Annotated in this window: 20 protein-coding genes; 8 read left to right on the top strand and 12 right to left on the bottom strand. The window is 75.6% G+C overall.

Translation table 11 applies throughout. The features are described from left to right. Nucleotides 1–37 precede the first annotated feature (37 nt). The 5 genes from OP18_RS31790 to OP18_RS31770 all read right to left on the bottom strand — a co-directional run bounded on the left by OP18_RS31790 (nucleotide 38) and on the right by OP18_RS31770 (nucleotide 5010). Nucleotides 38–1591: a TIGR03086 family metal-binding protein gene (locus OP18_RS31790; RefSeq protein ID WP_033362808.1), complete on the bottom strand. Its 1554-nt coding sequence runs from the start codon at nucleotides 1589–1591 to the stop codon at nucleotides 38–40. Nucleotides 1592–1637: 46 nt separating this feature from the next. Beyond that, complete coding sequence (locus tag OP18_RS31785) at nucleotides 1638–2141, bottom strand: TolB family protein (protein ID WP_052387629.1); 504 nt, start codon at nucleotides 2139–2141, stop codon at nucleotides 1638–1640. A 99-nt stretch (nucleotides 2142–2240) separates the two neighbouring features. Next, the gene (locus tag OP18_RS31780) at nucleotides 2241–3428 is read right to left on the bottom strand and encodes a GNAT family N-acetyltransferase (protein ID WP_033362807.1); all 1188 of its coding nucleotides are present in this window, start codon (nucleotides 3426–3428) and stop codon (nucleotides 2241–2243) included. 62 nt (nucleotides 3429–3490) lie between these two features. Then, a complete protein-coding gene (locus OP18_RS31775) occupies nucleotides 3491–4579 on the bottom strand; it encodes a zinc-dependent alcohol dehydrogenase family protein (protein WP_081971286.1) in 1089 nt (362 codons plus the stop codon). Next, nucleotides 4576–5010 (bottom strand): hypothetical protein, encoded by a 435-nt coding sequence (locus OP18_RS31770; RefSeq protein ID WP_245635595.1) that lies wholly within the window; start codon nucleotides 5008–5010, stop codon nucleotides 4576–4578. Before OP18_RS31770 ends, OP18_RS31775 begins: the two co-directional genes overlap by 4 nt. A gap of 88 nt (nucleotides 5011–5098) precedes the next feature. On the opposite strand from OP18_RS31770, the gene OP18_RS31765 reads away from it, so the two are divergent. From OP18_RS31765 to OP18_RS31750, 3 genes are read left to right on the top strand one after another with little or no spacing between them, the layout of a single operon-like run. Further along, nucleotides 5099–5884 (top strand): helix-turn-helix domain-containing protein, encoded by a 786-nt coding sequence (locus tag OP18_RS31765; RefSeq protein ID WP_033362805.1) that lies wholly within the window; start codon nucleotides 5099–5101, stop codon nucleotides 5882–5884. Continuing rightward, entirely contained in the window at nucleotides 5878–6384 is a 507-nt protein-coding gene (locus OP18_RS53350; protein WP_052387628.1) for a GNAT family N-acetyltransferase, read from the top strand. The genes OP18_RS31765 and OP18_RS53350 overlap by 7 nt, the downstream gene beginning before the upstream one ends. A 17-nt stretch (nucleotides 6385–6401) precedes the next feature. Continuing rightward, entirely contained in the window at nucleotides 6402–7151 is a 750-nt protein-coding gene (locus OP18_RS31750; protein ID WP_033362804.1) for a hypothetical protein, read from the top strand. 100 nt (nucleotides 7152–7251) lie between these two features. Here the strand turns inward: OP18_RS31750 and OP18_RS31745 are convergent, their stop codons facing one another. Further along, nucleotides 7252–8670, bottom strand: coding sequence for a hypothetical protein (locus tag OP18_RS31745; protein WP_033362803.1), 1419 nt, complete (start codon nucleotides 8668–8670; stop codon nucleotides 7252–7254). A gap of 19 nt (nucleotides 8671–8689) precedes the next feature. Further along, entirely contained in the window at nucleotides 8690–9187 is a 498-nt protein-coding gene (locus OP18_RS31740; protein ID WP_156089939.1) for a hypothetical protein, read from the bottom strand. A 96-nt stretch (nucleotides 9188–9283) separates the two neighbouring features. On the opposite strand from OP18_RS31740, the gene OP18_RS31735 reads away from it, so the two are divergent. Further along, complete coding sequence (locus OP18_RS31735) at nucleotides 9284–9565, top strand: hypothetical protein (RefSeq protein ID WP_156089938.1); 282 nt, start codon at nucleotides 9284–9286, stop codon at nucleotides 9563–9565. Between the two features lie 139 nt (nucleotides 9566–9704). Here the strand turns inward: OP18_RS31735 and OP18_RS31730 are convergent, their stop codons facing one another. Both OP18_RS31730 and OP18_RS31725 read right to left on the bottom strand, forming a co-directional pair. Continuing rightward, on the bottom strand, nucleotides 9705–10514 hold the full coding sequence (locus tag OP18_RS31730) for an SIR2 family NAD-dependent protein deacylase (RefSeq protein WP_033362800.1): 810 nt from the start codon (nucleotides 10512–10514) through the stop codon (nucleotides 9705–9707). A gap of 18 nt (nucleotides 10515–10532) precedes the next feature. Next, a complete protein-coding gene (locus OP18_RS31725; protein ID WP_033362799.1) occupies nucleotides 10533–11117 on the bottom strand; it encodes a TetR/AcrR family transcriptional regulator in 585 nt (194 codons plus the stop codon). Nucleotides 11118–11171: 54 nt separating this feature from the next. On the opposite strand from OP18_RS31725, the gene OP18_RS31720 reads away from it, so the two are divergent. Next, nucleotides 11172–11501 carry a cupin domain-containing protein gene (locus OP18_RS31720; RefSeq protein WP_245635594.1) on the top strand — a complete coding sequence of 110 codons (330 nt, stop codon included), beginning with the start codon at nucleotides 11172–11174 and terminating at the stop codon, nucleotides 11499–11501. A 145-nt stretch (nucleotides 11502–11646) separates the two neighbouring features. Here OP18_RS31720 and OP18_RS31715 read toward each other — a convergent pair whose 3' ends face one another. Then, on the bottom strand, nucleotides 11647–12246 hold the full coding sequence (locus tag OP18_RS31715; RefSeq protein WP_033362859.1) for a TetR/AcrR family transcriptional regulator: 600 nt from the start codon (nucleotides 12244–12246) through the stop codon (nucleotides 11647–11649). A gap of 90 nt (nucleotides 12247–12336) precedes the next feature. On the opposite strand from OP18_RS31715, the gene OP18_RS31710 reads away from it, so the two are divergent. Further along, a complete protein-coding gene (locus OP18_RS31710) occupies nucleotides 12337–13302 on the top strand; it encodes an NADP-dependent oxidoreductase (RefSeq protein ID WP_033362797.1) in 966 nt (321 codons plus the stop codon). A 16-nt stretch (nucleotides 13303–13318) separates the two neighbouring features. On the opposite strand, the gene OP18_RS62000 is transcribed toward OP18_RS31710, so the two are convergent. Beyond that, the gene (locus tag OP18_RS62000; protein WP_033362858.1) at nucleotides 13319–14824 is read right to left on the bottom strand and encodes a TerD family protein; all 1506 of its coding nucleotides are present in this window, start codon (nucleotides 14822–14824) and stop codon (nucleotides 13319–13321) included. Nucleotides 14825–14996: 172 nt separating this feature from the next. Between OP18_RS62000 and OP18_RS31700 the strand changes: the two genes are divergently transcribed. Further along, a complete protein-coding gene (locus tag OP18_RS31700; RefSeq protein WP_033362796.1) occupies nucleotides 14997–15605 on the top strand; it encodes a VOC family protein in 609 nt (202 codons plus the stop codon). Between the two features lie 9 nt (nucleotides 15606–15614). Here the strand turns inward: OP18_RS31700 and OP18_RS31695 are convergent, their stop codons facing one another. Further along, nucleotides 15615–18338, bottom strand: a complete 2724-nt coding sequence (locus tag OP18_RS31695) for a helix-turn-helix transcriptional regulator (RefSeq protein ID WP_033362795.1) — start codon at nucleotides 18336–18338, stop codon at nucleotides 15615–15617. A gap of 185 nt (nucleotides 18339–18523) precedes the next feature. Between OP18_RS31695 and OP18_RS31690 the strand changes: the two genes are divergently transcribed. After that, nucleotides 18524–21268, top strand: coding sequence for a beta-L-arabinofuranosidase domain-containing protein (locus OP18_RS31690; protein WP_033362794.1), 2745 nt, complete (start codon nucleotides 18524–18526; stop codon nucleotides 21266–21268). Nucleotides 21269–21421: the final 153 nt, after the last annotated feature.

The following is a 21421-nucleotide window of genomic DNA, read 5'->3' as shown; positions in this document are numbered from 1 at the left end:
GTGGGCAAGGTGCCGGACGGCGAGCCGCCTGCCCTCGTCACGCACGGGGGCCTGTGACGCGGCCCAGGTAGGCGGCGAGCCGGTCAGCCGCGGTCGCCCCCTCCGGACAGGGCTGTTCGGGGCCGAACGACCCGGCCGACGTCCTGGGCAGCGGGCCGTACATGGCGCGGACCGCCGGCAGCATCGCGTCGGCGACGTCCGGGGCGAGGTCCGTGGGCCGGCCGGTCGCGGTGGCGAGGTCCCAGCCGTGCACGAGCATCTCGACGACGACCTGCTCCACCAGGCGCCAGCCGGGTGCTTCGCCGTACCGCTGCGACAGCATCCCGGGGCGGCGGAACGCGGCGAGGGTGTCCCGCGAGGCGGCCCGGAACGCGGCCACGTGGTCGTCGCCGAGGTGGTCGGCGGCGAAGTCGGCGCGCGGGGCGCCGGCGGCCAGGCTGGTCCACAGCAGGTTCTCCCACACGAGGTGCTCCAGCAGCGCGCGGACGTCCCAGCCGGCGCACGGCGTCGGCGCGCCGAGCCGCCCGGCCGGCACCGCGGCGACCAGCTCCTCCACCTCGGCGAGGACCCGCTCGCAGGCCGGCAGCAGCCACGCCGGGTCGGGGTCCTCCTCGGCCAGCAGCGCGGCGATGCCGGCGGCGCGGGCACCCGGCGCCGGGTTCGCCCGCAGCGCCGTCATCAGCCACCGCCCGGGTGCCTGCAGGCTTGCCGGCACCGGCCAGCCGTTGATGACGCACAGCAGCTGCCAGTACCGCTCGACGTCCCGGTCGGCGGCGACCTCCAGCTGCTCCAGCAACAGGCGCCGGGCCGGCGCGCCGTCGACGCCGGTGCCGGCCTGGGTCGGCAGCCACGCCGCGACGATGTCGGCGACGACCGGGTCGGCCGCCGGGGAGTCGGTCATGATCCCGCCGTCGATCGCCGCCGTGACCCGGCGCACCCACAGGTCGGTGACGTCCCTGGCGGCGGCGACGGCCCGCTCGTCGTGCTCGCCGGGGGCGTGTTCGGCGGCGTACCGCGCGATCCGCGCCAGCGACGCGTGCAGCCGCGGTGTGCGTACCAGCGCCGCCAACTCGATCCACGCGTCGAGCTGCTCGGGGGACGGCTGCTCCGGCAGGTCGGGGGTGGCGGCGAGCAACCCGGCGCGGTAGGTGGGCACGTCGAGGTCGCCGAGCGCGGCGGTGACGAAGTCGTGGATGACGGCGGTGCGTTCCCGCGCCGACAGCCGGGCCAGCCGGGTCAGGTCGGCGAGCTCCGCGGCGGTCGCCCCGCGCCGCGACACCGACCGCAGCACCGCCTGCTGCAGCCGCAGCGTGCGGACCTGCGTCTCGATCGCGTCGGCGTGCACCGCCGCCGCCTCCGCCACGGTCCGCTCCCGGTCCACGACGCCGCGGATCGCGGTCAGGCCGAGCCCGAGGTCCCGCAGCGTGCGCGCCAGCTCCAGCCGGGCGAGGGCGCCCGCGTCGTAGCGGCGGTAGCCGGACGCGGTGCGGATGGTCGGTGGCACCACGCCGACGTCGGACCAGTGCCGGATCACCTTCACCGGCAGGCCGGTGCGTGCGGCCAGGTCGCCGATGCTGAACAGTTCACCCACCCGACCAGGATCGGGTCTCCCACGGTGGGAGAGTCAACCGCCGCGCTCAGCGGGTCGACTGCGGCCCGGTGCCGGGCTGCTCGGTGATGTAGCCGACCTGCGGGGCGGCCTCGTCGCGGCACTCGGCGGGCGACAGCGGCTCGGACGTGGTGCCGCCGCGGGTGCCGACGCGGAACGTGCCGGGCGCGCCGGTGCACGACTCGGCGGTGTAGGTGATCGAGGTGCCGTCCGGTGTCCAGGTGGGTGCGGTGCCGGTGCGGTCGCTGACCTGGTGCTTGCCGGCGCCGTTGGCCTTCATGACCCAGATGGTGCCGTTGTGCACGTAGGTGATCTTCACGCCGTCGGGGGAGAGGCTCGGCTGCGCGTTGACCTCGTCCTCGGTGAGGCGCACCTCGCGGTGGCCGTCGTTGACGTAGATGACACCGGCACGGGCGTACACGTCGGGGTTCGTGGCGGCGTGCGCGGCGGCCGGCGCGAGCATCGTGCCGAGCCCGGCGACGGCGGTGAAACCGGCGAGCGTGAGCGCCTTCGTGATCGCGGTGCTGTTCATCCGTGCCCCCTGTGGTGCGTCGCGTCCGTGTGACGCTGAGACCATCGGCGCAACCTCGCGGCACCTGAACGGTTCCCGGCAGGAAATTGCCGGGCCGCCCTACGGCAGGTAGAAGGTGAGCAGGTCCGAGGTGACCGGCGGGAACAGCGCCCGCATCAGCGCCGCCCGCGGCCCCGGGTAGACGTCGGCGTGCCGGGCGGCGAGCCCGTCGATGCCGTGCGGGCCGAACAGCAGCGGCCCGACCAGGTCCGGGGCCACGCCCGCGCCGCCCAGCGCGGCCGGCCCCTGCATCGGCCCGCCCGCCGCGACGTCGGTGACGGCGCCGTCGGTGCGGTGCAGGCGTACATGATGGCGGAAGAACGACACGACGACGTCGGCGTCGCCGTCGTGCCCGGCGAGGCGCGCCGACAGCACGGGCCGCAGGTGCCGCAGCAGCGCCGCCACGTCCGGGACGCGCACGTAGTAGTCGGCGGCGTCGGGGCGCGCGGGTGCGAGGTGCGCGGCCAGCAGCCCGGCGCGGTCCTTCGCCTCGAACGGCGCGCCGCCGGCCAGCCCGGCCGCATGGGCGAGCAGCGCGGCGACCCCCGCACCGCCGTCGCCGGCCACGGCGACCTCGCCGACGACGACACCCTCGTGGGGTGGCGTGACCCGGGCGGTGCCGATCACCGCGCCGGCCCGCTCGGCCACCACCTGCGTGCTGCCCGACCTGGCGACGAGGGCCCGCCAGCACATCGGTGAGTGCGGCATGGACACGTCGTGCCGGCGCTGGACCGCGTCCTGCAGCCGCGCCATGGCCGCGATGTCGTCCGGCCCGGCCACCCGCACCGTGCAGCCGTCGGGCATCGCCGGCACGTCCAGCACCGCCCGCCGCTGCGCGATCGGCATCGTGTACTGGTAGCCGAACTGCCGGTAGAAGTACGGGATCCCGATCATCACCTGGACGAGGTGCCCACGGCCGGCCGAGCGCTCGTGCGCCCAGCCCATCAACGCCCGGACCAGGCCACGGCCCTCGTACTCGCGGTCGGTCGCCACCAGCTCCACCTGCCCGGCGGGGACCGGGCGGCCGGCGAGCACGACGGTCTCGTCGAGCAGCGTCGCGGTGGACACGACCCGGTCCCCGTCGACCACCACCCCGCAGGCGTCGAACCCCCCGTCGGCGTCCTCGACCACGAGGCGGTGATCCTCGGCGTCCGCCGGCGCGCCCCGCGCGGCCAGCAGCGCACCGATCTGGTCGAGGTCGGCGCGGCGGGCGGCGCGCAGGAGCAGTCCACCGGGCAGTTCCACCATCCGATCCTCACCCGGCGCGCACCCCGCGTCCACGCATTTCGCGCCCGCCGGCGGCCCGGGCATCACCGCACCGCGATGACCACCTTGCCGAACGGCGCGGCCGTCTCGTAGTGCCGCAACGCCTCCCGTGCCGCCTCGAACGGGAACGTCCGCGCGATCACCGGCCGCAGCCGGTGCGCGGCGACGACCTCGGCCAGCTCGGTGAACTGGGCGTGGCTGCCGACCGCGACGGCCCGCAGCGTCCCCGCCACCCCGAACAGCAGCCCCGGATCCAGCGGCGCCCAGCCGCCGGTCGAGCCCTCGGTCGAGCCCTCGGTCGAGCCCTCGGCCGAGCGGCCGGATGCGCTGCCGAGGGAGCCGACGAGGGCGAGGTGCCCGCTCACGGCCAGGCACCGCGCCGACTCCTCCAGCGGCCCGGCCGTGTGCACGACCCGGTCGGCGCCGCGCCCGCCGGTCAGCTCCCGGACCGCGGTGTGCCAGGCGGGCACCGCGGCAGAGTCGACGACCTCGTCGGCGCCGAGGTCGCGCAGGCGCCGCGCCCGGTCCGGCCGGCCCGTCGTGGCGACCACCGTCGCGCCGAGCACCTTCGCCAACTGGATCGCGAACAGCGATACGCCGCCCGAGCCGGTCGTGACGACCGTCTGTCCGGGCCGGACACCGGTGCCGTCGCCGGTGAGGGCGTTCCAGGCGGTGACCGCCGCGCACGGCAGGGTCGCCGCCTCCGCGTACGACAGGTGCCCCGGGACCGGCACCAGGGCCTGCTCCGGCAGGACGGCCAGCTCGGTGAGCAGCCCGTCGAGCGACCCGCCCAGCTGCGGCAGCCACTGCGGCCGCAGCGGGCCGTCCCGCCACAGCGGGAACAGCGCCGCGGTGACCCGGTCGCCGGGCCGCACCCGCCGCACGCCGGGCCCGACGGCGACGACCTCGCCCGCCCCGTCGGAGACGGGCACGACGTCGGGGCGCACCGGCAGCACGTACCGGCCGCGCAGCACCAGCAGCTCACGGAAGCTCAGCGACACGGCGTGCACCGCGACCGCCACCTCGCCGGGTCCCGGCCGGCGCGGCGCGCCCACCCGCAGCGTCAGCCCGTCGATGCCGGCGCCGCTGGTGACGTGGTAGCTGCGCACGGCCCCGGGCAGCGCGGTCGTCATGCCTCGATGAACTGGTAGTCGCGGGCGATGCGGCCGTCCGTGCCGAGCACCAGCACCTCGAGGCCGGCCCCGGCCGGGTCGCCGCCGGCCCGCGGCACCATCTCCCACCGGAAGGTGACCACGTCGCGGAGCCGCTCCCCGTCACCGCGGGCGCGGAACGTGAACGTGCCCGGGGCGACGAACTCCCGGTACGCCCGCGCCACCCGCACCTCCAGCTCGGCGTGCCCGCGCGCCTGCAGCTCCAGCCGGTCGAACCCTAGCGCCGCGGCAGCCTGCCGCAGCTCCTGCGGCGCGCGCAGCACGTGGAACGCGTCGTCGGTCCACAGCGCGCGGACGGCGGCGGCGCGCCGCCCGTCGTCCGCCTCGCCCCACACCGCGACGTACCGGTCGATGAGGTCCTGCGTGTCGTTGTCGGTCATGGCCATCGTCATGGTCATGGACTCTGCCGGCGCCCGGCGGACCCCGGCAATTCCCGGCAGGGAATCGCCGGACGGCGCCGCGAACCGGTAGACAGGAGCCATGACCACCGAACCGGCCGGCGGGCTCGCGGTCGCGCTGCGCACCTGGCGCACTCGCCGCCGCGTCAGCCAGCTGGAGCTGGCCGCCCGCGCGGGCACCACCCAACGGCACGTCAGCTTCATCGAGAGCGGCCGGTCAACCCCCGGCCGTGCCATGATCATCCGGCTGGCGGAGTCCCTGGAGGTGCCGGTCCGCGAACGCAACGCGCTGCTGCTCGCCGCCGGGTTCGCGCCCGCGTACCCGCAGCGAGACCTCGACGATCCGAGGCTGGCGACCGTGCGGGCGGCCCTGGACCGGATCCTGCACGGGCACCTGCCGTTCCCCGCCGTGGTCGTCGACCGGCACGGTGACCTCGTCGCCGGCAACGCCGGCTTCGGCATGCTCACCCGCGACGTGGACCCGGCGCTGCTCACCGCGCCGGTCAGCGTCCCCAGGGTGCTGCTGCACCCCGGCGGCCTCGCGCCGCACATCGTCAACCTCGACGAGTGGGCGTGGCACGTCGTCGACCGCGTCCACGCCGAGAGCGTGCGCAACCCGAGCGACCGGCTGCGCCGCCTCGCCGACGAGCTCGCCGCGCTCGCCCCGCCCCGGCGCGTGTCACCGCAGCACCTGGGCTTCGCCGTGCCGCTGCACCTGCGGACCGGCGGCCGGGAGCTGCGGCTGATCACCACCCTCACCCACTTCGGCACCGCCACCGATGTCACCGTCGCCGAGCTGCGCCTCGAGGCGTTCCTGCCGGCCGACGAGGCCACTGGCGCCGCCCTCAACGATCTGGTGCGATGGTGAGCCTGGTGCGGGCGGTGCGGGCCGGCGACGGAGCCGGCCGGGCGCGGGTGTGGCAGGACGCCGGCCGGTACTTCGCGGCGCTCGACCCGGACACCGCGCGCGAGCCCGACCCGGAGGGCCTCGCCGCGTGGCACGAGGAGCTGTACGAGCGGTACGCGGCGGACCCGTCGGTGCTGATGCTGGTCGCCGAGGCCGGCGGCGAGATCGTCGGCACGCTCGTCGCCCGGCTGCACGCGCCGGTGCCGACGGCCGCCTGGCAGCTGCAGCGCGACCTCGGGCAGCGCCGGGTCCACGTCGACGCCCTCACCGTGACCGCCTCGGCGCGCCGGTCCGGGGCCGGCACGGCCCTGATGGCGGCGGCCGAGCGGTGGGCGATCGAGTGCGCCGCGGCCGTGATCACGCTCGAGACCGGCGTGGACAACCCCACCTCGATGCCGTTCTACGAGCACCGGATGGGCTACACGCGGCACGAGATCGTGTTCCGCAAGCCGCTGCGCTGAGGGCGTACCGTCGACGCGTGGCGATGCAACCGTCGGACGCCGATGCCGAGCCGGCGCGGCTGCTGGCGACCCTGCGCCCGGACGAGCTGTCGCTGCTGCACTGGGTGCGCACCCGCGTCGACGCGGCCATGGTCGACGAGATCGCGGCGCTCGACTACGGCATGCACGTCGAGGAGTACCGCGGTAGCATCGAGGACCTCATGGGCGTGCGGCGGCTGCCGCAGCGGTTGCCGTGGAGACCGGGCGCGGTGCTGGGGCCGGCGAGCGGCCGCGAGCCCGCCCCCGACGACCCGCGCGGCCACGTCGCGCGGCTCTTCGCCTGCCTCGTCGTGGTCTGCACCGACGACGTCGTGTGGGCGGCCGGCACCCTCGCGGGGCTGGTCGAGTCGGCGCTCGTGCTCGGCCCCGAGCCGACCGCGGAGGCGCTGCGCTTCGTCGCCTGGTGCCACCTGCACCACCCCGGCACGTGGCGGGACGAACCGCAGACGCGGCCGTTCCTCATCCTCGGCCTGCTGCTGCTGTACGCCGCCGCACACGACGACCCGGCCGGCGAGGCGGCACTGCGCGACGCGTTCGTCGCCGGGGCCGGTGCCGCCGGCGAGTGGCGGGCGGTGTTCAAGCACGCCGCCGACGGCGACCGCCGGCAGACCTGGCGGATCCTGGTCGCCGACTACCTGGCCGGCCGTGACCCGCAGGACGACGCGGCACGGACGATGCGCACCTGGTTCACCCCGCTGCCCCGCGACGCGCGCCGCCACCGGCACTGACGGGCGCCGGTGCCGCGGGACGGGCGGCCCCTTGTTGTGCGCGGCGCGCGGCGCGCGGCGGCACTGACGGGCGGGCTGGGCGCGGACGGGCCGGCCGGGTTCAGCGGCGCGGGGACGCGGCGTGCAGGAGGCGCTCCAGGTCGCCGACCGGTAGCGCCGGGACGGCCGCGGCGGCGCCCGCGACCCACGGCACGGGGTCGCGCAGCATGGCGCGCAGCGTGCCGACCGGCAGGCGCGGATGGTCGGCGACCGCCTTGCGCACGGACGGGTCCGGGTCGGCGGCGAGGCGTTCGGCGAGCGCGACCGGCAGGTCCGGGTCGCGGACCGCGAGCTGGCGCATCCTCGGGTCGGGATCGGCGGCGAAGCGGCGCAGCGCGTCCGGCGGGAACGGGTAGCAGTCGGCGGGCCGCCACCGGCTGTGCTTCACCGGGCGGAACTCCCGGTCGATGCGTGCCGCGGTCGCCACGTCGGCGAGGTGGGGCGCCCGCGACAGCGCCGCGGCGGCCACGTCGCTCACCTCGTCGGCGAGCAGCCGCGCCACGGCCTGCGGCGGCAGCGCCGGGCTGCGGGCCGCGGACGCGCGGAAGCACGGGTACGGCGACGACACGTGCGGCAGCGGGTCGTCGGTGACCCAGGCCAGGCGCAGCGTCCGCAGCTCCAGGTCGGCGAACATGTGCTCCAGGCCGTCATCGTCCAGGTCGGCCAGCGGGTCGACGACGCGGATCCCGGCGACAACGGCCGCCCGCGCCGGCTCCGGGGTGTCCGGCCGGGCGAACACGCCGACGCGCACCCGTGGGTTCGGATCCTCGGTGAGCCGCTCGCGCAGCTCGGGCGGCAGGTGCGGATGTCCGGCCAGCTCCCGGCGTACCTCCTCGTCCGGGTCCTCGGCGAGCCGGGCGGCGAGCGCCGGGGTGAGGGCGGCGTGGCGGACCGCGCCGGCCCGGGTCACCGGGTCGTCGAGCAGTGCGGGGAGCAGATCGGCGGGCGGCACCGGATGCGGCAGCCGGGCGTAGTACGTGGCGCAGGCGGCGGCCCGTACCGTGTCCGCGGCATCGGTCAGCAGGACCCGCCGCACGTGCTCGGGCGCCGCCGGCCACCACCGCGCGAGGGTGGCCCGGACCTCCGGGTCGGGGTCGTGAGCGAGGCGGGCGCGCAGGCCGGCCGGGACGTTGTCGCCCTCGGCGAGGTAGCGGCGGACCTGCGCCGACGGGTCGTCGATCAGCCGGGCGAACAGGTCCGGGTCGCCGTCGCGCCCGCCGATGACCAGCGCGGCGCGCACCCCGTCGTCGGGGTTGCGGGCCAGCCGCAGCCGGATGTCGTGCGGCAGGCCGCGGTTGAGCGCCAACGCGTGCAGCAGCCGGTGGTCGCCGGTGGCGATGACGGCGTCGGCCAGGTCGGCGCTCGGGGCGGTGCGCTGCGTCACCCATCGGCTGTCGAGCCGCAGCTCGATGACGCGCCGGATGAGGCGGTCCGGCAGCGCCGGGTTCACGGCCAGGCCGTCGAGCACGCTGTCCGGCACGTACCGGCCCCTTCCCCGTTCAGTCGCTGACGCCCAGGTGCAGCAGCCACACCCGGCCGTCGGCGAGGACGACGACGTCGACATAGGCCGCCTCGTACCAGTCGCGGGACCGCACGGTCAGCTCCCACGCCTGCGCCGTGGCGGGCCACAGCCGGGCCAGCAGCGCGGTGACCCAGGCGCTGAGCGCCTCGGCGAGCACCCGCGGCGCCGCCTGCGCGGCCCATGCCTGCGGCTGTCGCGACGGCACGAAGAACCCGGGCAGCGCCGCACCGACCACTGTGGACCATACCGGCACCGGCGTGAGCCCGGCCACCTCGCAGGACGCCGGCAGCAGGGCCCGCACCGCCGCGTCCAGGTCGCCGGTGAGCGGTGTCTCCTCGAGGGTGAACGTGCACGCGTGGTCGGCCTCCTCCAGGACGTCCTCGAGGACCCGCAGCGCGTGCCGGACCATGTCGGGCACCGCGTCGAGCCGCGCCTGCCGCGCCGCCGACAGGGTGCCCCACTCGAAATCCGTCACGGCGCCAGGGTAGCGGCGGGCCGGCCGCGCCACGTGCCACGGCCGGCCCGCCGGGCCCGGGCCGGGGACGGGCAGGGCATCGGCGAGAATCGGCGCATGGACGTGGTCGCCGAAGAGCCGTGGGCATGGATGCTGTACGTCGACGGGGACCGGCACGTCCTGTGTGTGGTGTGCGGGACGGTGGCGATGTACGAGCTCGCCATGCAGCTGCGGCCGGACGAGATCGGCGCGTACCGGGCCGGTGGTGCGCCGGCGCTGGACCGGTTGGCGCGGCAGGCCGCCGACGCGCCGCGGCAGTTTTGGGCCCGCCACCTGCCCGGCTTCAACGACGAGCCGGGAGTCCGCGAGGCGACGGGGCGCTGGGTCGCACGACGCTGAGCCTCGCGGTAGCGCTGTTTCGCGGCGGCGCTGTTTCCCGGCGGCGCTGTTTCCCGGCGGTTTGCGTAGCGGCGGCGCTGTGTCGCGGCGGTTTGCGTAGCGGCGGTTCAGTGTCGCGGCGGTTCAGTGTCGCGGCGGTTCAGCGTCGCGCGGCGGCGACCAGGGTCGGCAGCACCTGTGCCGCGGTGCCGCGGAGGTTGGCGGCGCAGACCGGGTCCAGGGGCGTCGGGTCCGGGTTCACCTGAATGACCGTGGCGCCGTGGAGCATGGCGACGCGTGGGATCTCGGCGGCCGGGTACACCACGCCGGACGTGCCGACCGTCAGCAGCACGTCGCAGGTCGTGGCGGCCTCGATCGCCGTGGTCAGCGCGGCCCGCGGCAGCGCCTCGCCGAACCACACGACGCCGGGCCGCACCGGCGCCCCGCACCGGGTGCAGGCGGGCGGCGGGATGCGGCCGCCCGCTGCCGGGTCGCCGTCGGCGACGTCAGCGTCCGGCACGACGTCGGCGTCCGGCACGTCGGCGGCGTCCGGCACGTCGGCGGGGTGCGCGGCGGTGCCGGTGCAGCGCGGCGCGAACAGGCTGCCGTGCAGGTGGACCGGCGCCCGGGAGCCGGCCCGCTCGTGCAGGTCGTCGACGTTCTGGGTGACGACCGTCGTGCCGGGGACCAGTGTCTCCAGCTCCGCGACGGCAAGGTGCCCGGCGTTCGGTGCGGCCCGGCGCACGCGGGCGCGGCGCCACTCGTACCAGCCCCACACGAGGTCCGGGTCGGCCCGGTACGCCTCGGGGGTGGCGAGCTGCTCGGCGTCGAAGCGGGCCCACAGGCCGGTGAGGTCGTCGCGGAACGTCGGCACGCCGCTCTCCGCCGACATGCCGGCGCCGGTGAAGACGACGACCCGGGTGGCCGCGGCGAGGGCGTCGGCGACGCCGGACGGCAGTTCGATCCGCATCCGGGTCATCCTGCCGGATCAGCGCACGGCGGCGTCGAGCAGGGCGCGGGCCGTGCGGCGCACCGTCTCCGCGGCCTCGGCCCGCGACTGGCCGGCGATGTCGACCAGCCAGATCAGTGACTCGATGCCGGTCGCGGACCGGATGGCGACCGCGAGAACGTGCACGTCGACGGCGGGGTGGCTGTCTCGCAGGGGCTCGAGCGCGTGCTCGATCCAGCCGATCGCCCGGCCCTGCCGCAGCGCCGGCTGCGCGCCGGACCGCTCCAGCGCCAGCCGCAGGGAGGTGCGCAGCTGCGGCTCCCATTCGAAGTTGTACCGGGTGAACGCGGCCATGAACGCGTCGAGGCGGGCGGTCACCTCCCGCGGCGCGTCCGCCGGCAGCAGCGTGTCCGGGGAGATCTGCGGGTGCGCGGCGAGCAGGAGGCTGCGCTGGTTAGGAAAGTAGCGGTACGCGGTGGTGCGGGACACCCCGGCGCGCTCGGCCGCGTCCTCCACCTGCGGTGTCGACCCCTCGGCGAGCAGCGCCCGGGTCGCGTCGACCAGCGCCTCCCTGGTGCGTGTCTTCTGCTGGGTGCGGCCGGTCGCTTCGTATGGTGTCTCCATCGTCCTTCATGGTACCGTAGTCCCATGGTACTGGAGTCCCATGAAGCGGATCCGGTGGTCACTGACCCCGCGCTCTACTCGGTGCTGTTCGAGAACGACCGGGTCCGGGTCCTGCAATACCGCGACCACCCCGGCGACACGACCCACCGCCACCGCCACCCCGACAGCGTGATGGTCACCCTGAGCGGCTTCCGCCGCCGGGTGTCCGCCGGTGACCGGCAGGTCGAGGTCGAGCTGCCGGCGGGCCAGGCGCGGTGGGTCGGCGCCCAGGAGCACGCCGGCGAGAACATCGGCACGACCGACACCCACAGCATCTTCATCGAGCTGAAGGAGCCGGCGCCGTCGCCGACGGCGGCCGCGCCGCTCGGACCGTCCGGCGGCTGACGACCCGGCGGCCCGCTGGGCCTCGTCTCCAGCGGCCGGCTCGGCGGTCAGGCGTGTGGCCCCGCGTCCCGCGGCTGACCGGTGCCCGGTGGCTTCGGGGCCCGGTCGCGCCTCCGGTGCCGTGGCCGCGGGGTCGACCCGCCGGCTACAAGGCCGGTGGTGGTGGCTCCGGCAGCGGGTGCGCGCCCTGGGGGCGCAGGCCGTCGAAGAGGATGCCCAGGTAGCGCCGCCATAGCTCGGGGGGCGCGCCGGGCGCGTAGCTGGCGACGTAGTTCGGCGCGCACATCAGCAGGATGACGTCGGTGCCGGTGACGTCGGCGCGTACGGCGCCGTGCCGGCGGGCCCGGTCGACGAGTTCGTGCACGGTCCGGTACATCCGCTCCCGGGCCCGCGCCACCGCCGGATCCACATCGCCGGCGCCGTGCAGGAACGACAGGTCCCGCTGCTGGCGCTGGTGCGCGGCGACGGTGAGGAACTCCAGCAGCGCCGCGCCAGGGTCCTCGGCGTCCAGCAGCCCTTCGCCCGCGGTCGTCAGCTCGTCGATCCGGTCGAGCACGATCGCGGCGATCAGGTCGTCCTTCGTCGCGAAGTGCCGGAACACCGTGCCCTTGCCGACGCCGGCCCGGCGGGCGATGTCGGCGACCGACGCGTCCATGCCGCGCTCGGCGAACTCGTCCGCGGCCGCCGCCAGCAGCGCCGCCCGGTTGCGCACGGCGTCGGCGCGCGGCGGGCGGGTGTCGGTCATGGCGCCCATCGTACAAGTTGACCGCCCGGTCCGTTTATGGCTAATGTCGGCGGGACAACATGACCGGGCGGTCCGTTTACGGGAGGGCGCATGCAGGCAGTCGTCGTACGGGATTACGGACCGCCGGAGCAGTACGCGGTCGCCGAGCTGCCGGTGCCGCGACCCGGGCCCGGGCAGCTGCTGGTGCGGGTGGCCGCGGCGTCGATCAACCCGGGTGACGTGGTGATCCCCAGCGGCCGGTTCCGCGACGCCGCGCCGCTGACGTTCCCGCACGTGCCCGGCAACGACTTCGCCGGCACGGTCGCCGAGGTCGGGCCGGCCGTGCGCGGCTACGTCCCCGGGGACGAGATCTTCGGCTACGCCGCGCCCCGGGCGCTGCGCCCGATGCTCGGTCCGCGCCCCTCGATGAGCACCGGCTCCCTCGCGCAGTACACGGTCGTGGAGGCCGACACGCCGTTCGTGACGCACCGGCCCGCCGGCCTCACCGCCGAGCAGGCCGCCGCCCTCGCCACGACCGGGCTCGCCGCCCGGGCGGTGCTCGCCACCGCCGGCATCCGGCCCGGCGAGCGGGTCCTGGTCGTCGGCGCGACCGGCGGCGTCGGCACCACGCTGCTGCCGCTGCTCGCCGCCGCGCGGGCGACCGTCGTCGCCACCGCGACCGAGCACGACGCCGACCTCGTCCGAGACCTCGGCGCCACCGAGGTCGTCGGCTACGACGAGCGCGGCTACCCCGAGGGCGTCGACGCCGCGTTCAACCTCACGCTGCCCAGCGACCGGCTCACCGGCGTGGCCCGGGCGGTGCGGCCCGGCGGCCGGCTGCTGACCATCACCTACCCGGTGCCGCGGCAGGACTGGATCGGCCGCGACGACGTCGACCTGCGCTTCGTCCTCGACATGGAGGGCGCTCTCGGCGGCATGCGCGAGGTCGCCGACCTGGCCACCAACGGCCCGCTGCGGGCGACGATCGGTCGCCGGTACACCCTCGGCGAGGGTGCGCAGGCGTGCGTCGACTTCGAGCGCCGGCACACCACCGGCAAGCTCGTCGTCGTCATGTGACCGCCGCGGCGGCCCGTCAGGTCTTCGGGCCGGCCGCGACCCAGGACAGGCCCCAGCCGTAGGCGAGGTCGACCGCCTGGTTCCGGAACTGGCCCGGCTCCGGGATGATGTACCGCGACTCCCGCCGCACGACCAGCTCGCCGTTGACGTTCTCGATGAGGAACAGCACCCCGGCCCGCGACTGGACGGTGCACTCGTCGAGGCGCATCTCGATCGGGGCGCCGTGCTGCGGGTACAGCGTGGCGACCGCGTCGAGGCCGGCGAACGATTCGGCGCCGTCGTAGATGTTGGCGTAGATGAGAATCCGGCGGAACTCGCGGGCGTGGTCGAGGTTGATCGTCAGGTTCTCGCCGGTCTCGACGGCACCGGTGCGGTCGTCGCCGTCCAGCAGGATGTACGGCGCCTGGTGCAGCGCCCCGAACTGGTTGTCGAGCGGGTGCACGATGCCCTTGCGGCCGTCGACCAGCTCCCACAGGCAGCACAGGTCGAGGTCGAGGTCGGGCAGCTGGGCGGACTTCCGCTTGCCGAACAGGCCGCGCTTCTCCAGCCCCCGCATGCTCCAGTTGAGGTTGACCCGCATCGACCCGGACGAGCCGCCCTGCTTGGTGAGCGACACGGTCGGCGCCTGCTTCGTCAGCGTCACCTTGGTCAGCCGCACGGGCGCCGCCGGTGCGGCCGGCGGCCCGGGGGCGACCGGCGGAGCCGGCGGAGCGACCGGGGGAGCGAACGGGGCCATCGGCGGCGCGGGCGGGGGAGTAGGCGGGGCCATCGGCGGCGCGGGCGGCGATGGCGGCGCGACCGGGGCAGCGGGCGGGGCCATCGGCGGTGGTGGCGGCGCGACCGGCGGCGGCACCGTCGCCGGCAGCCCGATCTGCCGCGGCTGCCCATCGGGGCCCGTCACCGTCACCGAAGGCCAGCCACCAGTCGAGGGTGCCGGCGCGGCGGGTGGCGGCGCGGCGGGTGCCGGTGCCGTGGGTACCTGTGTCGCGGCGGCGGGTGCCGGCTCGTCGTCGACGGAGATGCCGAAGTCGCGGGCCAGCCCCGCCAGCCCGGAGTCATACCCCTGCCCGACCGCGCGGAACTTCCACTGCCCGGCCCGCCGGTACAGCTCGCCGAAGATGAACGCCGTCTCGGTCGTGGCGCCCGGGCTGTCGAACCGGGCCACCTCCACCCCGGACCCCGCGTCGAGCAGCCGGATGTGCAACCCCCGCACCGACCCGAACGTGCCGCCGTCCGCCGACGCGGCCAGGATGATCCGCTCCACCACCGGCTCCACCCGGGCCAGGTTCACGAAGAGCGTGTCGGTCACGACCCCGCCGCCGCTGGTCTTGCCCTCGTGCCGGACCGCGCCCGCCGGGTGCGCCGGCTGGTTGTAGAAGACGAAGTCGTCATCGTTGCGGACCTTGCCACCGACCAGCAGCAACGCCGAACCGTCCGCGTCGGGCACCCCGGCACCGCTGGACCAGCCCAGCACCGCACGCACCGCCGCCACCCGCACCGGCAGGTTCGCGCCTTTGAGCATCGACACCTGAGCACTCCTCCCCGTCGAACCCCACAATACGACCCGCCAGGGACCACCTGGCGCACGGCCACCGGTCGGCTACGCGGCGCGATTCCGGCCGGTGCCGGCGCGGTAGACGCGGGCCGGATTGGGCAGTGCAGGCGCTGCCGCACGGCTCAACCGAGGAGTGGACATGCAGGATCTGAAACTGGAGATCGTGGTGCTGCCGGTCTCGGACGTCGACCGGTCCAAGGAGTTCTTCACCAGGGCCGGCTTCCGGGAGGACGCCGACTTCTCCGGCGAGGGCGGGTTCCGCGTCGTGCAGGTGACGCCGCCCGGCTCGACCGCGTCGATCATCTTCGGCAGCCGGGTCACCGACGCCGCGCCGGGCTCGTCGCGCGGCGGCGTGTACCTGGTCGTGGACGACGTCGTCGCCGCCCAGAAGGATCTCAGCACGCGCGGGGTCGACGTCAGCGAGGTGTTCCACGACGCCGGTGGCATCTTCCACCACGCCGGCACCGAGGCGAGGGTGCCCGGACCCGATCCGCAGCGGCAGTCGTACGGGTCGTTCGCGTCGTTCACCGACCCCGACGGGAACCTGTTCGTGCTCCAGGAGGTGACCCGGCGGCTACCGGGACGGGTCGGGCACGCCATCTACCACTCGGTGGGCGAGCTGGAGCAGGCGCTGCGCGACGCCGCCGCGGCGCACGGCCGGCACGAGCAGGAGATCGGCCGCGAGGACCCGGACTGGCCGGCCTGGTACGCCGCGTACATGGCGAAGGCGGCGGGCCTGCCGGCCTGACGGCCCGTTTCAGCCGTCGCGCAGCGCCGCGGCCAGCTCCCGGCGGGAGGCGATGCCGAGCTTGCCGAACACCTTGCGCAGGTGCCACTCGACGGTGCGCGGGCTGAGGAACAGGGTGGCGCCGATCTCGGGGTTGGTGTGTCCCGCGACGACCAGCCGGGCGATCTGCGCCTCCTGCGCGGTCAGTTCCTGCGACGGGCCCTCGGACCGCTTGCGGACCGTCTCGCCGGTGGCCGCCAGCTCGCGGGCGGCCCGGGCGGCGAACGCCTCGGCGCCCATGCCGGTGAACGCGTCGTGCGCGGCGCGCAGCTCGGTGCGGGCGTCGGCGCGGCGGCCCTCCCGGCGCAGCCACTCGCCGTGCAGCAGCCGGGCCCGCGCGGTGAGCAGGTCCAGGCCGGCGGCGGTGTACCGGTCGACGGCCCGCCGGAAGTGCCCGTCGGCCGGGGTGACGAGCGCGTCGGCGAGGGCGAGCGCGGCCAGGCTCCAGTCGGTGCCGGCGGCCGTGGCCCGTTCGGCCAGGCGGTCCCGGGCGTGCGCCGCGGCGGCGGGTTCGCCGGCCCGGGCCGCCGCCTCCACGAGCTCACCGAGCGCCGCGCCGGTGACGGCCAGCTCCTCGTGCGCCGCCGCCTGCCGGGCGGCCTGCAGCGCCGCCGCGGCGTTGCCGGCGCCGTTGCCCAGCACGGCCCGCGCGGTCAGGGCGTGGCCGGGCACGCGGTCCTCGGCGTCGTGGCACAGCCGCAGCGTGCCGTCCTCGTCGCCGCGGTACGCGGCCAGCAGCAGCGCCGCGGGCGACGGCGGTGCGGCCGGCGGTGCGCCGGTCAGGGCGGCGCCCTGCGCGAGGGCCGCGGCCGCGTCACCGAACCGGCCCATGAGCAGCAGCGTGCCGGCGTGCAGGTGCAGCGCCGCGGGCAGCAGCGACAGCGCGCCGGCGGTGCGGGCGAAGGTCATCGCCCGCTCGCAGAGCCGGTGCGCGACGTCGGCCCGGTAGAGCTCGTGCGCGGCCGGCGCGGTCAGCCACAGCAGGTCGGGGTCGCCGGTGGCGTCGACGGCGCGCCGCAGCGCGGGGACGGCCGCCGCGTGCCCCTCGAGGGTCCAGGTCGCCAGGGCGCCGAGCAGCAGTCCGGTCGCGTCGTCGGCCGCCGGCACGGCCAGCGCCGCCTGCGCGGCCCGCCGGGCGGTGTCGCGGCCGCGCCGGCCGGCGTGCAGGGCCGCGCCGAGGGCCGCCAGGTACGTCTCGCGGGCCGCGGCCGGGTCCAGCCCTTCGAGGCGGCCTGCCGCGTCGAGCAGCGCCGGGACGGCGGCCGGTCCCGGCTCGGCGGCGAGGACCGCCTGTGCCCGCAGCCGCTGGGCGCCGGCCTGCTGCAGCGGATCCAGCGGGCCCAGCTCGGCGGCCGAGAGCAGATCCGGCACCAGCGCCGGGGCACCCGCGGCGAGCCGGGCCCGGGCGGCGGCCAGCAGCGTGGCCGAGCGGCGCTTCGGATCCTCGGTCAGCGCGGCGGCGCGCTCCAGGAACGCCGCGGCCGCGGCCCGCCCGCCGCGGGCCAGGGCCCGGTCGGCGCAGCGTTTCAGCTCGGCGGCGACGTCCTCGTCGGGGCCCGCGGCGGCGTGCGCCCGGTGCCAGGCGTGCCGGTCGGGGTCGAGGTCGGGGTCGGTGACGTCGGCCAGGGCCCGGTGCACGTCACGCAGGGTCGCCGGGTCGGCGGCCCGCCACGCGGCGGAGCGCACCAGCGGATGGCGGAACCGCACCAGCGCGCCGAGGTCGAGCAGGCCGGCCGCGACGGCGGGCGCGGCGGCGTCCATGCCGACCCCGAGCCGGGCGGCGGCCCGCCACAGCAGGGGCACGTCGCCGACAGGCTCGACGGCCGCGGCGAGCAGCAGCAGCCGGGTGGCGGCCGGCAGCGCGGCGATGCGCCGGCCGAAGCCCTCCTCGACCTGCCCGGCCAGCGCTGCGCCCCGGCCGGCGGGTGCGCCGGACGCCGGCACATCGCCCCGGTCGGTGGGGGCGCCGGGGCCGAACGCCAGCTCGGCGGCGCTCCAGGCGCGCGGCAGCTCCAGCAGCGCCAGGGGGTTGCCACCGGTCTCGGCCACGATGCGGTCCCGGACGCGCTCGTCGACGGGGCCGGGCAGCACCGAGTCGAGCAGGGCCCGCGCGTCGGCCGCGGGCAGCCCGCCGACGCGCAGCTCGGGCAGGCCGGTCAGCAGCCGGTCGCCGCCGGGGCTGCGGGCGGCGAACACCAGCGCCACCGACTCCGCGTCCAGCCGGCGGGCGACGAACGTGAGGATGACCTCGGACATCCGGTCGAGCCACTGCGCGTCGTCCACGACGCACAGCAGCGGCTGCACGGCGGCGGCCTCGGCGAGCAGGCCGAGGACGGCGAGCCCGACCAGCAGCGCATCCGGCGGGTCGCCGGCGGCGAGGCCGAACGCGGTGCCCAGGGCGCGGCGCTGCGGCTCGGGCAGCGCGTCGAGGTGGCCCAGCAGCGGCACGCACAGCTGCTGCAGCGCGGCATAGGCGATCTCGGTCTCCGGCTCGACGCCGGCGGCGCGGGCGACGCGCGGCGCGCCGGCCCCGGCGGTCAGGTGCTGCAGCAGGGCCGACTTGCCGGCGCCGGCCTCGCCGCGAACGACGAGGACCCGGCTGCGACCGGCGCGCACGTCGCGCAGCAGCTGGTCCAGGAGCTGCCGCTCCTGCCGCCGGCCGCGCAGCTCAGGCCGGTTGGTGTCCGCCCACACATGATCCTCCCCGCCGGGCGAGCGTACCTCGCTCTTGCGGTGTCCGGACGGGTCTGGCACGCTCGGCACGGATGTGAGCGCTCACGCTGATCAATCCGAGTCCGCCGACTGCTACGGATGGTTAGCGTACCCCCGCCATGTGAGCGTTCACATGCACCGCCGACCTGGAAAGGATCACACCCCCGATGGCCCACCCCAGCGTCAGCCGGCGACGGCTGCTGCAGACCACCGGCGTGCTCGCCGCCGCCTCCGCCGCCGCACCCCTGCTCGGCGACGCGACGGCCGGCGCCGCCGTCGCCCCGGCCCGCGCCGACATCGGCGTCTCGGCGTACCCGTTCGACCTAGGGCAGGTGCGGCTGACCACCGGCCGCTGGCTGGACAACCAGAACCGGACCCTCGCGTACCTGCAGTTCGTCGACGTCAACCGGATGCTGTACAACTTCCGCGCCAACCACCGGCTGTCCACGGCCGGCGCCGCCGCCAACGGCGGATGGGACGCGCCGAACTTCCCGTTCCGCACCCACATGCAGGGCCACCTGCTGACCGCGTGGGCCCAGGCGTACGCGGTGCTCGGCGACACGACCTGCCGGGACAAGGCCAACGCGATGGTCGCCGGGCTCGCCGCGTGCCAGGCCAACAACGGCGCCGCCGGGTTCAGCACCGGCTACCTGTCCGGCTTCCCCGAGTCGGACTTCACCGCGCTGGAGAACGGCACGCTGAGCAACGGCAACGTCCCGTGGTACTGCATCCACAAGACCCTCGCCGGCCTGCTCGACGTGTGGCGGCTCATCGGCAGCACCCAGGCCCGCGACGTGCTGCTCGCCCTCGCCGGTTGGGTCGACTGGCGCACCGGCCGGCTCAGCGCCAGCCAGATGCAGAACACCCTCGGCGTCGAGTTCGGCGGCATGAACGCCGTGCTGGCCGACCTGTACCAGCAGACCGGCGACGCCCGTTGGCTGACCACCGCCCAGCGCTTCGACCACGCCTCGGTGTTCAACCCGCTCGCGTCCAACACCGACCAGCTCAACGGGCTGCACGCCAACACGCAGGTGCCGAAGTGGATCGGCGCGGCACGCGAGTACAAGGCCACCGGCACCACCCGCTACCGCGACATCGCCGCCAACGCGTGGAACATCACCGTCGCCGCGCACACCTACGTCATCGGCGGCAACAGCCAGGCCGAGCACTTCCGCGCGCCCAACGCGATCGCCGCGTACCTCACCAATGACACGTGCGAGCAGTGCAACACGTACAACATGCTGAAACTGACGCGCGAGCTGTGGCTGCTGAACCCCGACAACGCCGCCTACTTCGACTTCTACGAGCGGGCCCTCATCAACCACCTGATCGGCGCGCAGAACCCCGCCGACAGCCACGGCCACGTCACCTACTTCACGCCCCTGAAACCCGGCGGCCGGCGCGGCGTGGGCCCCGCGTGGGGCGGCGGCACCTGGAGCACCGACTACAACAGCTTCTGGTGCTGCCAGGGCACCGGCGTGGAGACCAACACGAAGCTGATGGAGTCCATCTACTTCTACAACGGCACCACGCTGACCGTGAACCTGTTCACCCCGTCGGTGCTGAACTGGTCGCAGCGCGGGATCACGGTCACCCAGAGCACCACGTACCCGGTGAGCGACACCACGACGCTGACGGTCACCGGCACCGCCGCCGGCACCTGGACGATGCGCATCCGCATCCCCGCCTGGACCTCCGGGGCCACCGTCAGCGTCAACGGCACCGCGCAGAGCATCGCGACCACGCCCGGCACGTACGCGAGCCTCACCCGCTCCTGGACGTCCGGCGACACCGTCACCGTCCGGCTGCCGATGCAGGTCGCCGTGCGCCCGGCCAACGACAACGCCAACGTCGTCGCCGTCACCTACGGTCCGGTCGTGCTCGCCGGCAACTACGGCGACACCGCCCTGAGCGCGCTGCCGTCGCTCAACACCGCCTCGGTCACCCGCACCGGCTCGACGTCGCTCGCCTTCACCGCCACCGCCAACGGCGCGACGGTCGCCCTCAACCCGTTCCAGGACGCGCACGGCTACAACTACACCGTGTACTGGAGCGCCGACGGCCAGGGCACCGGCTCCGGCGTGGCCAACTACCGGCTCGTCAACGCCGCCAGCGGGCTGGTGCTCGGCGTGCAGAACATGTCCACCGCCGACGGCGGCCTGGCGCTGCAGTGGACCGACAACGGCACCGCCGACCACAACTGGGAGCTGGTCACCGACGGCACCGCCGTGCGGCTGCGCAACGTCAACAGCGGCAAGGTGCTCGGCGTGCAGAACATGTCGACCGCCGACAACGCCGTCGTGCTGCAGTGGGCCGACAACGGCACCGCCGACCACCGCTGGACCGTGGTGGACAACGGCGACGGCTCGCACAAGCTGCGCAACGTCAACAGCGGCAAGGTCCTGGCCATCCAGGGCAACTCCACCGCCAACGGCGCTCAGGCCGTGCAGGCGCCCGACGACGGCGGCACCGACAACCTGTGGCGCTTCGTGCCCAACGGCAGCCGGCGCATCCAGAACCTCGGCAGCGGCCTGGTCCTGGGCGTGCAGAACATGTCCACGGCCAGCGGCGGGCTGATCCTGCAGTGGGGCGACACCGGCACCGCCGACCACCTGTGGACGGCCGTGGTCGACTCCGGCGGCTACCTGCGGCTGCGCAACGCCAACAGCGGCCTGGTCCTCGGCGTCGAGAACGGGGGCACGGCCAACGGCACGCGGGCCGTGCAGCTCGCCGACACGTCCTCGGCCGACCGTCGCTGGCGGCTGCGGTACGGCACAGGAGGCTACTTCCGCATCCAGTCCGCCAACGGCGGGCGGGTCCTGGGCGTGAACGGCGCCTCCACCGCCCAGGGCGCCCAGGTGCTGATCTGGGACGACAACGGCACCAACGACCACCTGTGGCGGTTCATCTAAGCGCCTGTCCAATAGTTATGTCCGTAACTCGCCCGGATTGATAGACGTGCCAACGAGTTGGCCTCGTCGGGGTTGGATTCGGTTACCACACCAGTACCCATCCACGACGAGGCCGACGTCAGTATGCGCCCTGCGCACGTGTACGCCAACGTG

The sequence above is a fragment of the Dactylosporangium aurantiacum genome, assembly GCF_000716715.1.
GTDB classification, from domain to species: Bacteria; Actinomycetota; Actinomycetes; order Mycobacteriales; family Micromonosporaceae; genus Dactylosporangium; species Dactylosporangium aurantiacum.
This window is presented reverse-complemented; position numbering and strand designations above follow the sequence as displayed.

Bases quoted from the DNA above. Each gene is read 5' to 3' on its own strand.
- OP18_RS31730 (WP_033362800.1), bottom strand. From the start codon at position 10,514: ATGCGGATCGAACTGCCGTCCGGCGTCGCCGACGCCCTCGCCGCGGCC.
- OP18_RS31770 (WP_245635595.1), bottom strand. From the start codon at position 5,010: ATGACGATGGCCATGACCGACAACGACACGCAGGACCTCATCGACCGG.
- OP18_RS31775 (WP_081971286.1), bottom strand. From the start codon at position 4,579: ATGACGACCGCGCTGCCCGGGGCCGTGCGCAGCTACCACGTCACCAGC.
- OP18_RS31735 (WP_156089938.1), top strand. From the start codon at position 9,284: ATGGACGTGGTCGCCGAAGAGCCGTGGGCATGGATGCTGTACGTCGAC.
- OP18_RS31700 (WP_033362796.1), top strand. From the start codon at position 14,997: ATGCAGGATCTGAAACTGGAGATCGTGGTGCTGCCGGTCTCGGACGTC.
- OP18_RS31710 (WP_033362797.1), top strand. From the start codon at position 12,337: ATGCAGGCAGTCGTCGTACGGGATTACGGACCGCCGGAGCAGTACGCG.
- OP18_RS31690 (WP_033362794.1), top strand. From the start codon at position 18,524: ATGGCCCACCCCAGCGTCAGCCGGCGACGGCTGCTGCAGACCACCGGC.
- OP18_RS62000 (WP_033362858.1), bottom strand. From the start codon at position 14,824: ATGCTCAAAGGCGCGAACCTGCCGGTGCGGGTGGCGGCGGTGCGTGCG.
- OP18_RS31780 (WP_033362807.1), bottom strand. From the start codon at position 3,428: ATGGTGGAACTGCCCGGTGGACTGCTCCTGCGCGCCGCCCGCCGCGCC.
- OP18_RS31785 (WP_052387629.1), bottom strand. From the start codon at position 2,141: ATGAACAGCACCGCGATCACGAAGGCGCTCACGCTCGCCGGTTTCACC.
- OP18_RS31765 (WP_033362805.1), top strand. From the start codon at position 5,099: ATGACCACCGAACCGGCCGGCGGGCTCGCGGTCGCGCTGCGCACCTGG.
- OP18_RS31715 (WP_033362859.1), bottom strand. From the start codon at position 12,246: ATGACCGACACCCGCCCGCCGCGCGCCGACGCCGTGCGCAACCGGGCG.
- OP18_RS53350 (WP_052387628.1), top strand. From the start codon at position 5,878: ATGGTGAGCCTGGTGCGGGCGGTGCGGGCCGGCGACGGAGCCGGCCGG.
- OP18_RS31725 (WP_033362799.1), bottom strand. From the start codon at position 11,117: ATGGAGACACCATACGAAGCGACCGGCCGCACCCAGCAGAAGACACGC.